This window comes from Sodalis sp. RH20 (assembly GCF_047324205.1).
In the GTDB taxonomy this organism is placed as follows: Bacteria; Pseudomonadota; Gammaproteobacteria; order Enterobacterales; family Enterobacteriaceae; genus Acerihabitans.
The window spans coordinates 1384569-1397233 of sequence record NZ_CP178733.1; the positions used below are offsets into that span (position 1 = coordinate 1384569).

Annotated in this window: 12 protein-coding genes and 1 pseudogene; all 13 read right to left on the reverse strand. The window is 57.6% G+C overall.

What is annotated here, in order from left to right; genetic code table 11:
- Positions 1–660 (reverse strand): hypothetical protein, encoded by a 660-nt coding sequence (locus tag ACL2XM_RS06505; RefSeq protein WP_413730160.1) that lies wholly within the window; start codon positions 658–660, stop codon positions 1–3.
- Positions 657–1274 carry a PilL N-terminal domain-containing protein gene (locus tag ACL2XM_RS06510; RefSeq protein ID WP_413731051.1) on the reverse strand — a complete coding sequence of 206 codons (618 nt, stop codon included), beginning with the start codon at positions 1272–1274 and terminating at the stop codon, positions 657–659. Before ACL2XM_RS06510 ends, ACL2XM_RS06505 begins: the two co-directional genes overlap by 4 nt.
- A gap of 334 nt (positions 1275–1608) precedes the next feature.
- Positions 1609–2164, reverse strand: a pseudogene (locus ACL2XM_RS06515) (hypothetical protein).
- Between the two features lie 96 nt (positions 2165–2260).
- Entirely contained in the window at positions 2261–2656 is a 396-nt protein-coding gene (locus ACL2XM_RS06520; protein WP_413730161.1) for a hypothetical protein, read from the reverse strand.
- Between the two features lie 103 nt (positions 2657–2759).
- Complete coding sequence (locus ACL2XM_RS06525; protein WP_413731052.1) at positions 2760–3107, reverse strand: hypothetical protein; 348 nt, start codon at positions 3105–3107, stop codon at positions 2760–2762.
- A gap of 98 nt (positions 3108–3205) precedes the next feature.
- A complete protein-coding gene (locus tag ACL2XM_RS06530; RefSeq protein ID WP_413733197.1) occupies positions 3206–3853 on the reverse strand; it encodes a DUF3275 family protein in 648 nt (215 codons plus the stop codon).
- A gap of 118 nt (positions 3854–3971) precedes the next feature.
- A complete protein-coding gene (locus tag ACL2XM_RS06535) occupies positions 3972–4799 on the reverse strand; it encodes a DUF932 domain-containing protein (RefSeq protein WP_413730164.1) in 828 nt (275 codons plus the stop codon).
- Positions 4800–5114: 315 nt separating this feature from the next.
- The gene (locus tag ACL2XM_RS06540; RefSeq protein ID WP_413730166.1) at positions 5115–5666 is read right to left on the reverse strand and encodes an STY4534 family ICE replication protein; all 552 of its coding nucleotides are present in this window, start codon (positions 5664–5666) and stop codon (positions 5115–5117) included.
- A 361-nt stretch (positions 5667–6027) separates the two neighbouring features.
- Complete coding sequence (locus ACL2XM_RS06545) at positions 6028–6840, reverse strand: GTPase (RefSeq protein ID WP_413730168.1); 813 nt, start codon at positions 6838–6840, stop codon at positions 6028–6030.
- Between the two features lie 275 nt (positions 6841–7115).
- Positions 7116–7835, reverse strand: coding sequence for an ABC transporter substrate-binding protein (locus ACL2XM_RS06550; RefSeq protein ID WP_413730169.1), 720 nt, complete (start codon positions 7833–7835; stop codon positions 7116–7118).
- 195 nt (positions 7836–8030) lie between these two features.
- Positions 8031–8495 carry a hypothetical protein gene (locus ACL2XM_RS06555; protein WP_413730171.1) on the reverse strand — a complete coding sequence of 155 codons (465 nt, stop codon included), beginning with the start codon at positions 8493–8495 and terminating at the stop codon, positions 8031–8033.
- 538 nt (positions 8496–9033) lie between these two features.
- Positions 9034–9672 (reverse strand): DUF2913 family protein, encoded by a 639-nt coding sequence (locus ACL2XM_RS06560; protein ID WP_413730172.1) that lies wholly within the window; start codon positions 9670–9672, stop codon positions 9034–9036.
- A gap of 791 nt (positions 9673–10463) precedes the next feature.
- Complete coding sequence (locus ACL2XM_RS06565; protein ID WP_413730173.1) at positions 10464–12473, reverse strand: DNA topoisomerase III; 2010 nt, start codon at positions 12471–12473, stop codon at positions 10464–10466.
- Between the last annotated feature and the right edge of the window lie 192 nt (positions 12474–12665).

A 12665-nucleotide genomic window follows, 5' to 3' on the forward strand; every position in this document is an offset into this window, starting at 1 on the left:
TTACTCCCGGGACAGCGGCACGCGCCGCGCCTGTCCGCCGGCGCGGAACAGCGCGGCGTCGGCCTCAATGGATTGCAATATCCAGCCACTCTCGGCGTCGCCCTGGCGCAGGAGGCGCACATCGTTAAGTGTTGTCGATGTCAATGGAGCGACCGACAGCAGGCGCTCGCCGCCGCGGAGCTCCATCTCGACCACGCGAAACGGTAGATTCGGCACCGTAGGTTTCGAGGCCTTCGCTACCGGGCGGCGCACTGCTGCGACCGGGGCGGGTTTCTGGAAAGCACCGGCGAAGCGCGCGAGTGATTCAACGCGGTCCTGGAGCGCTTTAAGGTCACTGACCTGCACAATGGCGGCATGCGCCTGCTCAAACTGGTCAATACGCGCCTGAAACGCCTGACGCGTTCTGGTGAACTCGGCGCGGGTGACCGGCTTCGGCTGGCGTTTATCTGCGTCGACCTGTCGCTCGATATCTGCCAGCCGTTTGGCCATATCCTCGGCTTTGGCGTCCAGGGCCGCGGTCTGTTGCTGATGATCCTGGCGCGTGACGCCGACGGTATTGATGATCGTAAGAAAACTGATGGTGAACAGCCAGACGACAGCTGCGATCTTCAGCCAACGTGAGTGGCGATCCTGTCCGGCCTCGTTTTGTTGAATGTTCATGGTTGCTGCTTCCTGGGCGGCGATCCATTCCCCGATACCGACTGTGCGTCTTTAAACGGGGAGAGTACATCGGCTCCTGCTCGACCGGCGATGTCACCATTTATGTGCTCTGTTGCAACATGCCGATCGAAACAGACCTTCCGGTTCGCGTTGTCTACAGAAAGGTCCCAGGCCGGACCGACCAGCATCAGCAGTGCGTCGCGCAGTTGTAAGGGGCCGAAGCGAAAATGAGCGGCAGGCAGTGGCAGTGCATACAACGATGCGGTTTCGGGCGTGTGGCAAAGCTGGTAACCGGTGCGCATCAGCACATGTCGCAGGGCATAGCCTACGTTGGCATCAAATGTGGACGGCACCGAAACGGCGACGACCTGCAACAGCAAATCACGCTGGGCAGGTTGGGGCACGAGTTCAACAAGGGTATAGCGCCCGTAGCGGACGACAGGTACGAATTCCGGGCCGGATCGGGCTACCACTTTTGGTGTGTCCCGTGGCGGAGTGGGAGAGATGGCGGACGTTGGCGCAGTCGTACATCCCGCCAGTAACCCGGCCGTGAGCGTCAGGCCAACCAGACAGGCGTTCTTTGCGTCGCTGGGGGAGAAAAAAACTGGTGGCATAGTGTGATTCCCTTGGTCTTTTATCCCACTTTCGCAGGCGGGTGCGGCGATGGCAGCAGACAATGGGAAACCCGCCTTGCCCGCTTTTAGTCGGGAAAAAACGGCCTCCGTAGAGGCCGCCATTCACAGCATCCGGCTCAGGCTGTGACGAGTTGTCGAGCGAACGCCACTTCCACCGAATCACCTTACTGGTTGGGGGCGTCCAACCCGGACTCAGGTACGACTCCTGACGTACTTGCGGGCAAGCCGGGGGAACATGATAGCCATGGATATCTCCTGAAAGGCTTGGGATAAGTCGAGGGCATGCACGGTGCGCATGCCCGTAGAAGTAGCTTCAACTGACACGCCGAATCTGCTTGCCTGAAGTCAGTTCGTGATCAACTGCACTACGTGTGTCGTTGCGGATCAAATCGGCGAGTAACTTGGTGATAACCGGGATATCAAGCACAAGTCGATGGCCTTTCAACGGCCCTAGGGCTACGGGAAGCCGTACCAGCATTTTTTGCTGCTGCAAAAGCCCCAGCACTGTGGCGCGCCAGTGGTCGAGTAAGGGCAAGGGGCAGGTGTCCTGCACCAGCGTCCACAGCCTGCCGGGCCGGTGAGCGGACTCGCCGGGCAGCAGCGCCTGCGCCTTGTCATTGGCCTTGTCGGGCTTCACGCAGCGGCTATCTAACAGCCACAGGTTGACCATGGAACCGAACAGCGTACGCCGGCCCATCCTCGTCGCTGCCCAGGATGGGCCGGGCGAGGAACTGCTGGAGCGCGGTATCCCGCGCCCAGACGGACAGGAAAACAAGGTTGCCACGCTTGTCGCCGACTCAGCCGTCGGCCATCAGGTCGGGGCATTCGTAGATTCGGTAGAGCGATTGGGAAGGAGTGGTTGCAGGCATGGTAGTGTCCTTTGGATGAAAGCAAGGGACAGCACCGCCGCCGGGGCAGACGCTGTCCCGTGGGATGAAAAAATTGAGTCCAGATCGAACGGGGGATCAGGTCCGCATCGTCTTGGCAGGTGCAATCTGTGTACGCCGACGCGCATGGTAGGCACGCACGCCTTTACGCCACTCGCGCGATTGCTCCGGCGCCATGGACAGGTAGCCTTGTGGGCACGAGTAGTAGAACGGGTGCATCGACTCATCCATCGACTTGTAACCCCAGCCTGAGCCGGAGCCCTGCAGCAGGTAGCAGGCGATGAACATAATGGACTGCCCGATATCGAGACCAAGCGCGTCCGGCTGCTTGGCCGTGATCCGAACGACCGACCACAGCACGTTGCCGCGCAGGGTATGGGCGATCGTTTCGTAACGCACGGCTTCGCTCTCATCCGGTTGCGTCAGCTTGTGGATCAGCTCGCTGCGGGTCCAGTGTGAAAAAGTCCAGCTCATGAGGGGTCTCCTTGAAAAAAAGCTGGAGTCCCTCCCCGTCGGGGAAGAACCCCGCGGGTGATGAAATGCCGCATGTGCGCGGCGATGGAGCCAAGTGCAGTCTTCAATACGAACCGCAACCGGCCGGGCAGCAACCCAATTCGATCCCGTGCGTGCAATAGCTGTTTTCTGCATTCCAGTCATGGGTTTCCTGCCTCTCGGCAGGTGTCGCGTAGCTCCATTCCTCTTTTGCGATTTGCAGGGCCTGCGCGCGCTGGTATTCGGGCAAATGACCAATTCGCACATCAATCATCGAACTGAAGCGGTCAACGTAGTAGTCGTAAGACAGACCGCAACCATGATTGGCTTGCGCGCCTGTGGATTTACAGACAGCTCGCCACGCTGGTTCATCGAGCGCGGAACGGTTCTCTTCGATAGGCTGCGAAGATGTGTTGCATGCGATTGTTGACATGATGAAGACCTCCAGAATGAAACCAGAGTCCTCCCCCGCGCGTGGGGTAAGGAACCCCGGCGGGTGGATGAATAATACCGCGAATGCGGCGTCGAAGATCACGCAGGTTGCCGTTCGGCCTCGCGGCTCCACGCTTGCGTCTTGAAGTCCAGCGCGTAGCCCAGCGCATCCAGTCGCGCAATCTGCGCGCGCAAGGTGCGCCGGTCGATGGTCGAGCCGAGTTTCACCGACTCACCCAGCGGCCAGAGCGTGCCGGACAACGTGGCATCGTCGCTGCCGGGGCTGCCAGAAGTGGCAACTGCTGAAGACGGTGCGCCCACGCCGACGGGTGTGGTATCGATCAGTGGATCCATCGTTCCCAACAGGGGAGCAGGTTCGGACTGGAGGGAGGCAGCATGCGTTATCCACGAGGTGCCCTGTTCCTCGTCAAGCGGATCGACTTCCTGGGAAGTGAAGTTTTCAACTTCGTCCCGGCTCAGCGCATCGAGCACCGGAAGGGTCATTCCGACCAGGTAAACGCAGATCTCAAACCCAACCCAGCGGCCAGCCGTGAACACATGCGGGGACATGTAACCGATGACGAAATCCCCTTCGTGTTTATCTTCCGGGTATTGTTCAAGTTCCGCATCTTTGACCTCGAACTTTCCAACCGGAGTGATGAGCTTGCCAACGATGAAAGGACCATTGCGGCCATGGATGGTGCGGACCATGAGTTGGCCTGGGTCGGTGATCGGTGAATCAGCCAGCTTGGGGGGTGAATCTGGTCGTCATAACGGCTCTCCTTTGGATGTTGGAAGTGGTGCGGGTAAGGCACCTGAAGGAAAAAGTGGACCCTGCCCGCAACGGGCAAGGTTCGTGTTGCATTCAGGCTTTCAGTTGGCGCATGCCTTCGGCCAACATCCACAAAGCTCGGTTGAGCCGCAGGTTCTGGTCGATACCCTGCACCCGCCGTGTCCGCTGTCGATGGCCATTGGCCGATCGACCAGGCAGACCGCCTTTGATGAGGTTCTCCTGGATTCTGTTGAAGATTGACCAGAGATCGGAGTTCCGATCACCGAAACGCCGCGGGCTTAGCAACTGGTTTTCCGCGATGGGTGCGGGCTTGTCGGGGTCGTCGTATCTGAGTGCCAGCGCAGAACGCGCGAACACTTCCGACTCACCCTCGTCGAGCGCGATGGAACGCATTGCATCACGCGACTCCCCCACACGCTCGAAGTCCTGCAGCACCGTATAGGCGCCTTCGATCACCTGGTCGGCCACGTTGCCTTTGTGGGGTACGCGTACCTCTGCGAACATATCGCCGCAGACCAGACCATTCTGGCAAACGAACCTCAGCATCCCAGCGAGCATCTGGTACGAACTCGTACCATCGTGGGAATTGAGCAAAATCACCTCGTTGGCCTCAGAGGTATTGATCTGGCTGGCGTGGCGAAGACGAATCATGTGCTTGGTGTATTCGCGGCGGTCTTCATGACGTACGCGGGTCTGGCAGACCATGAAGGGTTCGAATCCTTCACTGCGTAGTTCCGTCAGGACGGCGGAGGTCGGTATGTAGCTGTACCGCTCGGAACGGCTTTCATGCGGGTTCTCCGCAAAGATGGAAGGAGCTACTGCGCGGATCTGGTCATCCGATAGAGGATGATCGGCACGCAGTATTGGGGTACGTGAGGCGAAGCGAGATGCGAGTTGCATGGCTAACTCCTTGAGGATTGATCAAGCGATATCGACTGGCGTAGGACCAGGCGAGTACGCTTACGGGGAACAAACCTGCAATGCAGGACCAACCAAGGACTGGTTAAGGGATTAAAACATCCGAGTTTCAGCAGTATCGATAAGGATGAATACCGATGGTCGTAATAGGTACGATAGCGCGGTGATGATTGAAAACTGCGGTCTACTCCGGCTCAAAGACGCCGGCGTGAGATGAGTAAGCAGCACTGTATCGCATGGTGATTGCGATAAAGGAGCGGAGGATAAAGGATAAGGCCCCTGGGTGGGGGCCTTCGATCAGAATGATTCTGCTACGGTCGATACGGAGGTATCAGCGGCAGCTTCGGTAGTAGCTTCCCCAGCAGGAGTGGTGGGTTCGAGCTCTTCCTGAGATATCGGTGCAACGGAAGTCGCAGGGGTTTGCGTTTCCTGCTCGTCGGTATAGATCGACTTTGTCTCGGCTTTATAGACCTGCTTGCCATCGACCTTGATCCAATTGATGAAAAGCAAGCGGGCTTTGAGACTTACGCCTTGTTCGCCGGCACGCTTCCCCTTGGAATAAGTGAAGGTGTCGGTCCATAGGTCGCCGAGGCGGAACCCGATCATCACTTTCTTCTCCGCCTCAACGGCGTCGATGCAGCGACGAACCAGGTGCTGCGCTTCCGAACCCGATACACGCGTATCGAAACGTACATATGAGACGTCATCGCTGGGACCATTTAGCGCGGCAATGTCGCAGGCCAGAAAGGTATCGCCTTTCTTGGGTTTCACTTCGCGGACACGATTGAGATATCCGAGACCGGTGATGTGCAGATCGAAGAAAGATTTTTCGTTGGGTGAGATAGTCATGGTGATCTCCAGGCTTGGGGACAAATAAGCGGGCACACTTGCCCCTGACGGGAAGGGCGTAACACCGCGGTGGGTTTCAGGTAATAAGGCAAGCATCGCCACCTACAAGCCGGTGGTCGTTCGCGCAAGGATGCGGTGCGAACTGGTTCGGTCACACGGTGAACCGTGGGCAACTTCAAAGACCGAAAGCTGCCTGGCATGTCGCTGACATCATCAGCGGAACATGGTTGAAGCGTGCCGTATGTTTCGCTTGGGAACGACCAAGAATCGGCACTACCCGGTGTCCGTATTCATGGTGGAATACGCCCATCTTGAGCAGAAAAAAGCCCCCTGCTGTTGGGGGCTTTATGACGAGTAAACGTCAACTGTGGGGGACAATACGAGTTGACTTGCGATTGCCAGAAATAACTTCTACTTTGATATGCTTCCAGGTACCGTCATCGATCAGCCGTTCCAGCGTTTCTCCTAGCAGGTCGAAGTAAATTTCATCTACCCGCTCGACCAGTTTTTCACCGCGACGCAATTCAAGCGCGTAGAGGTCATCTGTACGCTCGTATAGCACGGTGATACGGCCCTCAAACTTCGCCGTGGAAACGGTAAAACTGATGGCCGGCGGTGTTGCGATGATATCTTTAGGCAACGGATCGACCCAGGCGAAGTCCCGGGCACCGGCATCGACCAGCAGGTGCGTAATGCGACGATAATGATCGGGTGCCGGCAACTCTTCCAGTTGCTGAATGAGAGCCTGTAACTCCGGACAACGCGGCTCGGGGACTGGCAACTTCGCGGGTGCGGACCCAAGCATGAACGTCTTCATGGTGTAAGGCTGGCCGTTCGCCGCGAACTCGGTGCGTTCTTCGGGCGTGTCTGCCCGCAGGCCATCGAAGCGGCGCCTGGCATAGGGTTCGACCCGTACCTTAACGCCCTGGGCTGGCACCTCGGTGACGAGCGCCCGGTCGAGCACCGCGAATTCGGCCCGGCCCGTCTTGATGACGATAGCCTCGTCGGTCCTGGCAATGACCTTGCCTTCGAACGGCTTGGGGTCGATGTAAAAACCCAGTGTCGACACCTTGGGCTGGCCGTCGAAGATGTTGAATCTGAAGCTGCGGACATTGGATGGTATATGACCGTCAACCAGCGTCGGCATCTGTGCGCGAATGGTTGAATGATCCATAGGGACTCCTTGTGGAAACCAAGGGGCACCCGTCCTGCAAGGGAGGATGCCCTTGAGGGGTGAGTAACAAGACGCGAAATGCGTCGAAGAGGATTAAGGTCGGCGCGACAAATCGCGTCGTAGTCTTGAAGACCGGGACTACCTGGGCATGCTGCCGGCAACGCCAGCGGACATAAGATGAGGATTCGTCATACTCTGGCTGCGGTCATCGGAAAAATGGAACGGCAGTGACACCGGATTCCTGAAAAGAAAGAGCCCCGTTTGGGGATCATGGATCACTCATCTTCATACAGCGTCAGACCGTCCAGTAGCGGGGCGTCGGCATCAAACACCAGCATGCGAACGTCGGCCATGGCGGCCAGGTGGAGTACCTCGATGAGGCATTCCGGTACGCCTTTCTTCCGCTGCTTTAGCCGCAACCACTCGGCGGTTATGCCGTCGACCTTCTGCAGGTTTTCATTCGTCCAGGGTGTGGCAATCAGTTTGACACCGATCACAGGGCTGTACGGAATGCGAAAAGCAACGAACATGAAGTTGCTCGGTGTGCCGTAGTCAGCCAGCTCGGTCAGGTAACGGTCAGCTTCTTCGGTGAGGTGAGCGGAACTGATTTCCCAACAGCGGCTGTAGACTCCCGTCTCAAACCGCAGGTGCCGCACCACTTCACGGGCGTTTTCCTCCGAGTAAGTGTCGCCTACATGCACTTGTTGACCACCGATATTATCCGCGGTGACGGCGTAGACCGCCGTTCTGACAATACCTTCGATTTGGCACTGGGCCTCCAGCTCTTCGCGCACGTCCTGGCCTTCGGTGATGAGTGCGAAATCCTTGCCGAACAGGCAGGGGAACAGTGCGACTTGGTCATCGCGAAGATGTGCCTGGCTGAGATGCAACGGGCGCCAGACCGGTGGGCAGTCATCTGCGTAAGTAATGAGCAGTGTTCGTTCAATACGCGGGCGCTGATAGCCGCGGTTGAAGGGGTTGACGATTTGTGACATGGGATTTCTCCAGCAGAGTATGGCCGGGGCAATTCCCTGTTAGGGATTGGATCCCCCTGCCGTTGGGTGAGTGAAAGTTGTTGTTTGCAAGGGTGTGGCTTCAGGTGCGCAAGGCGAAGCCAGCCCATGCGAACATGGTATCTGTATGAGAAAATCAGACGCCAGATGGCATCGGACAGGTGGAAGAGAACCCGGCTATGCACCGAAGTCAGCTGGATCGCCCAGTGCTTTAAGCACATCGATCAAACCGTCGTTTGCGAGGACGAATAATTCGTTGTACTCGTCCCCAGTAGGCGGTTTCTCCAATTGGTTGAGATGTGCATCAAGGTCGAGAATTCTTTGTCGAACGCCAAGGGCAACAGCCAGCGGCGATTCGATGTCTTCGTTATCGAAGGTCTCCCCTAACGCAGTGAGCACCTTTCGGGGGGACAACGTGATGGCGAAGCATTCGTAAACCTCCGGCACCGGGCAGTGACAGACGGCTTCGGCGGGCTTGTCACCGATTGAGAAATGCGTGATCTCGTCGTCGGTGGCGCCTTCGGTGTCAAAGTTAACCACCGCGATCTGCGGCAGCGGCATGTGAGACGGCCAGTCCTTGACGATAATGGATTGGACTAGGCCGCCTTCGAGGACGATGGCAAAGGATGGATTTCGGGACATGTATGTTGCTCCTGTAGAGAAGACGGAGGGACATACCATCCCGGAGGGACGTATGCCCCTCGCGGACGTTGAGAAGATAAGAAGCATCGGCGCTTTGGGAGCGCGCGTCCGCAGAATGATGCTGGGGCGGACTGGCAGGTCATTTGGGATTCCCCCAAGCGCAACCTGAAGACCCTGGCTGCGGGCAATCTGCCGACAATGTCAGCGACTATGCGACTCAGCTTCGGTCTTTCGGCCGTAGCTGTCGTGGTGAAAAGGGAAACTGGTGGTTCCGGATTCAGCATGCACCTATTCCATGGGTTGCCTTGCGTGGTAGAACCGTGGAAATTTCACATGAACAGAATCGTTTGTGCGCTGTACCTGTTCGGTGAACTCGGTTATATCCACAGATTGGGCATGTCTGGTGCGAGGTGTGCAAGTACAACGCATGGTTTGATTTTGATTAACCCTCCCGCGAGGCTGGGTGGTTCGGGAAAGCAAAAGAAAAAGAGCCTGAAGACCGTCTGGTTTGTTACCCCCAACAGGTCATGGTGGATACTCACTTAATACCATTAGCTTTAATTGCCGATACTGGCAGTAGTTGAAACTTTTGTGGGTCTGACGTAGGACTCAAGATCAATGAAACACCGATGAACGCATTGATGGCAGCGGAGTTATCGCCGAAAATCAAAAACTCCAGTGATGATTTAAGAACACCATTTTTATTGAACGCTGATTCAATCGCTAGGCGTTCGGCCAGGATGGCATTAATGCCTGAATGAAGAATATCCGTGGGAATACCCTGGTGCCATTCCGCTTGGCTGAGTAATTCATTGTGCCAGCCGGTTTTTTTTAATTGTGCGATGGCAGCATTCAGACGGGCTACATCGCTGAGAGCCGGACCAAAACCCGAACATGCCTCCCATAGATATTGCAATTTGTTAGCCAGATGAGACTGTGGTCCGTTCTTTTTCCCTAAATTTTGCAGCAACAATATTTCGGCGGCGACTTCTCTGGGGAAACGTTTTTGCCGCTGTGCGCCTTCAAGCCAGCGCATCAAAAACATATGGTCGGAGACTGCATTGCCCGCGCGCCCATCCTGCCGTGCTAAATTCAGCGCCACCAGGGCACAAAATGAAAAATGAGCTAAAAAACCAGCAATCTCTTCTGTTAGATCCTGATTTTGTTGTGACGACATACTTTTTCCTTACATTAACTCAGCATGAGATGTTTTTATCTGAAGCCGGTATTGTACGGAGACTCAAGGCAGGTATAAACCACCAATCTGGGCATTCTCCTCTCGGGAGGATATTTAACAGTATATAGAAAATCTCATGAAAGAGATTAAATGTCACACTTAAGGGGCGATGAAACATCCTGCCTTGTCGCCAGAACAGTCCAAAAATAATCACACAGTCCTTTATTTTGATGCTGCTTGTAGGTCGCAGATGGCATTTAACTGAAGATTTGGTTGGAAAATAATTGGCCATAGAACCGCGAACCTTGTGCGGCGACGTGAAAAGTAAGAGATAATCGGAACAGGATGCTGGGGGCTAGAGCCCCCAGCGGAAGAACAAGACACCACCCGTGGGCTGTGGCAGGCGCTGGGCCGTCGGTAGAGCCTGGCGCTGCGTCAGCGTTCGCACCCGACCCGTTTCGTGGTTGGGGTCGGTATCGTTCGGCGCACATCCGCGCACAAAAGGAGCCCATTTTTTCACCGGCGGGCACCGGCAATGAACACCATCGTCCCCGAAGGGTCTCTTGGTCTCTCGCGTGCAAGCGACCAGGAGACCCTTCGGTTCAGACGTGGAATACGCAGATCAACAAGCCGCGTGCGTGCGGCAGGACTGAAACAAACCTTCATCCACCCGGCGGCATGAGGCGCCGGAAGGGACATGCCATTGCAGAAGGCGGGGACATGCTTGGTATGCCCCGTGGGATGCGGGGCAAGCCGCGGGACATCGCGGGCGTGGCGGTCATCTGGCGTAGTCAGGACGTCTTGGCCGTGCGCCGCCGCTTTCGTGCGGCGGCGGGGCGCTGGCCATCGACGGCGATGGTGCCCTGGCAGTCGGGGTAACGGCTGCAGGACCAGAACGGCCCGCTCTTGCCGGTGCGCTGGCGCGTGGCGGCGCCGCACTGCGGGCAGGCAGGCCCTTGAGGGAGCTTGATCGACAAGGTAGTGTTGCGGTACTGCGAGATCAATTGCGAGATCCACGTGGACTGCTTTTCGAGGAAGACATCGAGCGTGAATTGGCCGGCTTCAATCATGTCCAATGCCTGCTCCCACACAGCGGTGGTGCCGGGGTCGGCGATCGCGGCGGGTACCGTGTCGATCAGGGTGAAGGCGGCATCCGATGCACGGATGGCGCGACCCTTCTTCAACAAATAGCCGCGACCCAGCAGGCCGCTGATGATGTTCGCACGCGTCGCTTCGGTGCCGATACCGACCGTGTCCTTGAGCTTCTGCTTCAATCGCGGGTCGGACACCAGTTTGGCGACTCCCTTCATGGCCTTGACCAATTCGCCCTGCGTATACGGGCGGGGCGGCAGTGTCTTGAGCGCCTTCAGATCGACGCCGGTCACGTGGCAGGACAGTCCCTGGTGCAGCGCGGGCAGCACTTGGCTGCGGGGCGCCGCTTCTTCGCCGATGTCCTCCGGCTGCGGCTCGGCCAGCACCAGGCGCCAACCCGGCACGACAATCTGCTTGCCGACCGCTTGCAGTGCCTGATCGGCGCATGAGAGACGCGCCGTCGTGCGATCGAATTCGTGATGCGGCAGGAACTGCGCCAGGTAGTGGGCACGGATCAGCCGATAGACGGCCCGCTTCTTGTCGCTCATAGCCGACAGGTTCGCCGGTTCGAGCGTGGGAATGATGCCGTGGTGCGCGGTGACTTTGCCATCGTTCCAGGCGCGCGAGCGCTGGGTCCGGTCGAGCTGGTCGATCACTGGCCGAAGGGACGGGTCGGTCTTGAGCAGACTGTCGAGGACCGTGGGCACGTCGGCCCGCATGCTCTCCGGCAGATATCCCGAGTCCGAGCGCGGATAGGTGGTCGCTTTGTGCGTCTCATAGAGCGCCTGGGCGATGTCCAGCGTCTCCTGCACGTCCAGGCCCAGTTGCCTGGAACAGACCTCCTGCAATGTGCCCAGGTCGAATGGCAGCGGCGGCGCTTCGCGGACACGTTCAGTTTCGACGTCATCCACCTGAGCGCTGCCGGCAGTGCGGAGTTGCTGTGCGGCCTGTTGTGCAATGGATTCCTGCAGACACCGGCCGGCCTGGTCGGAACATGCCTCGGGAGCCAGCCACTGTGCGGTAAAGGACTGCCCGGCGGCGGAAAGCGTAACGCCGATAGACCAGTACGGCACGCAGACGAAACGGGCGATTTCGCGATCGCGATCGACGACCAGCTTCAGCGCCGGTGTCTGCACGCGGCCGACCGACAGCACGCCATCATAGCCGGCCCGACGACCCAACAGGGTGAACAGCCGGCTGAGGTTCATGCCGACCAGCCAGTCCGCGCGCGAGCGGGCGAGGGCGGAGTGGTACATCGGCAACGTTTCGGCTGAAGGTCTCAGCGCACTGAGTGCCTTGCGGATGGAGGCATCGTTGAGCGCCGATAGCCACAGGCGCTGGATTGATCCGCGATAACTGCACAGGTCTATGAGTTCTCGGGCGATCAGCTCACCCTCGCGGTCGGCGTCGGTTGCGATCACTAACTCGGTAGCCTTGGCCAACAACGCCTTGACGGCCTTGAATTGCGTGGCGGTCTTGGGTTTGACCTCGACCTGCCACCGCTCGGGAATAATGGGAAGCTGTTCGATAGTCCAGTGTTTGTACTGTTCACCATAAACTTCCGGGGGTGCGGCTTCGATCAGATGGCCGATGCACCAGGTCACGACGATACCAGGACCGTTGTAGCAACCGGCCCCGCGTTGTTTCGCGCCCAACACCCGTGCGATGTCTTTGGCCTGTGACGGTTTTTCGCACAGATAAATTCGCATTTGAACTCCGGTATACAGGTGAGTGACACGATGCGTTCTACTTTGTGCGATAAAAGTTACCGGCGCAGCAATAAACGGGGATCTGACAATCACCATATTTTCTTTGACCTTTGGACGTCCGCTCGCGTTTGAAGCCCATGCCAAGGATGAATCCAGATAGATTTATTCAATTGTGGGCCAAATTGAATATTC

Bases quoted from the DNA above. Each gene is read 5' to 3' on its own strand.
- ACL2XM_RS06505 (WP_413730160.1), bottom strand. From the start codon at position 660: ATGAACATTCAACAAAACGAGGCCGGACAGGATCGCCACTCACGTTGG.
- ACL2XM_RS06510 (WP_413731051.1), bottom strand. From the start codon at position 1,274: ATGCCACCAGTTTTTTTCTCCCCCAGCGACGCAAAGAACGCCTGTCTG.
- ACL2XM_RS06520 (WP_413730161.1), bottom strand. From the start codon at position 2,656: ATGAGCTGGACTTTTTCACACTGGACCCGCAGCGAGCTGATCCACAAG.
- ACL2XM_RS06525 (WP_413731052.1), bottom strand. From the start codon at position 3,107: ATGTCAACAATCGCATGCAACACATCTTCGCAGCCTATCGAAGAGAAC.
- ACL2XM_RS06535 (WP_413730164.1), bottom strand. From the start codon at position 4,799: ATGCAACTCGCATCTCGCTTCGCCTCACGTACCCCAATACTGCGTGCC.
- ACL2XM_RS06540 (WP_413730166.1), bottom strand. From the start codon at position 5,666: ATGACTATCTCACCCAACGAAAAATCTTTCTTCGATCTGCACATCACC.
- ACL2XM_RS06545 (WP_413730168.1), bottom strand. From the start codon at position 6,840: ATGGATCATTCAACCATTCGCGCACAGATGCCGACGCTGGTTGACGGT.
- ACL2XM_RS06550 (WP_413730169.1), bottom strand. From the start codon at position 7,835: ATGTCACAAATCGTCAACCCCTTCAACCGCGGCTATCAGCGCCCGCGT.
- ACL2XM_RS06555 (WP_413730171.1), bottom strand. From the start codon at position 8,495: ATGTCCCGAAATCCATCCTTTGCCATCGTCCTCGAAGGCGGCCTAGTC.
- ACL2XM_RS06560 (WP_413730172.1), bottom strand. From the start codon at position 9,672: ATGTCGTCACAACAAAATCAGGATCTAACAGAAGAGATTGCTGGTTTT.
- ACL2XM_RS06565 (WP_413730173.1), bottom strand. From the start codon at position 12,473: ATGCGAATTTATCTGTGCGAAAAACCGTCACAGGCCAAAGACATCGCA.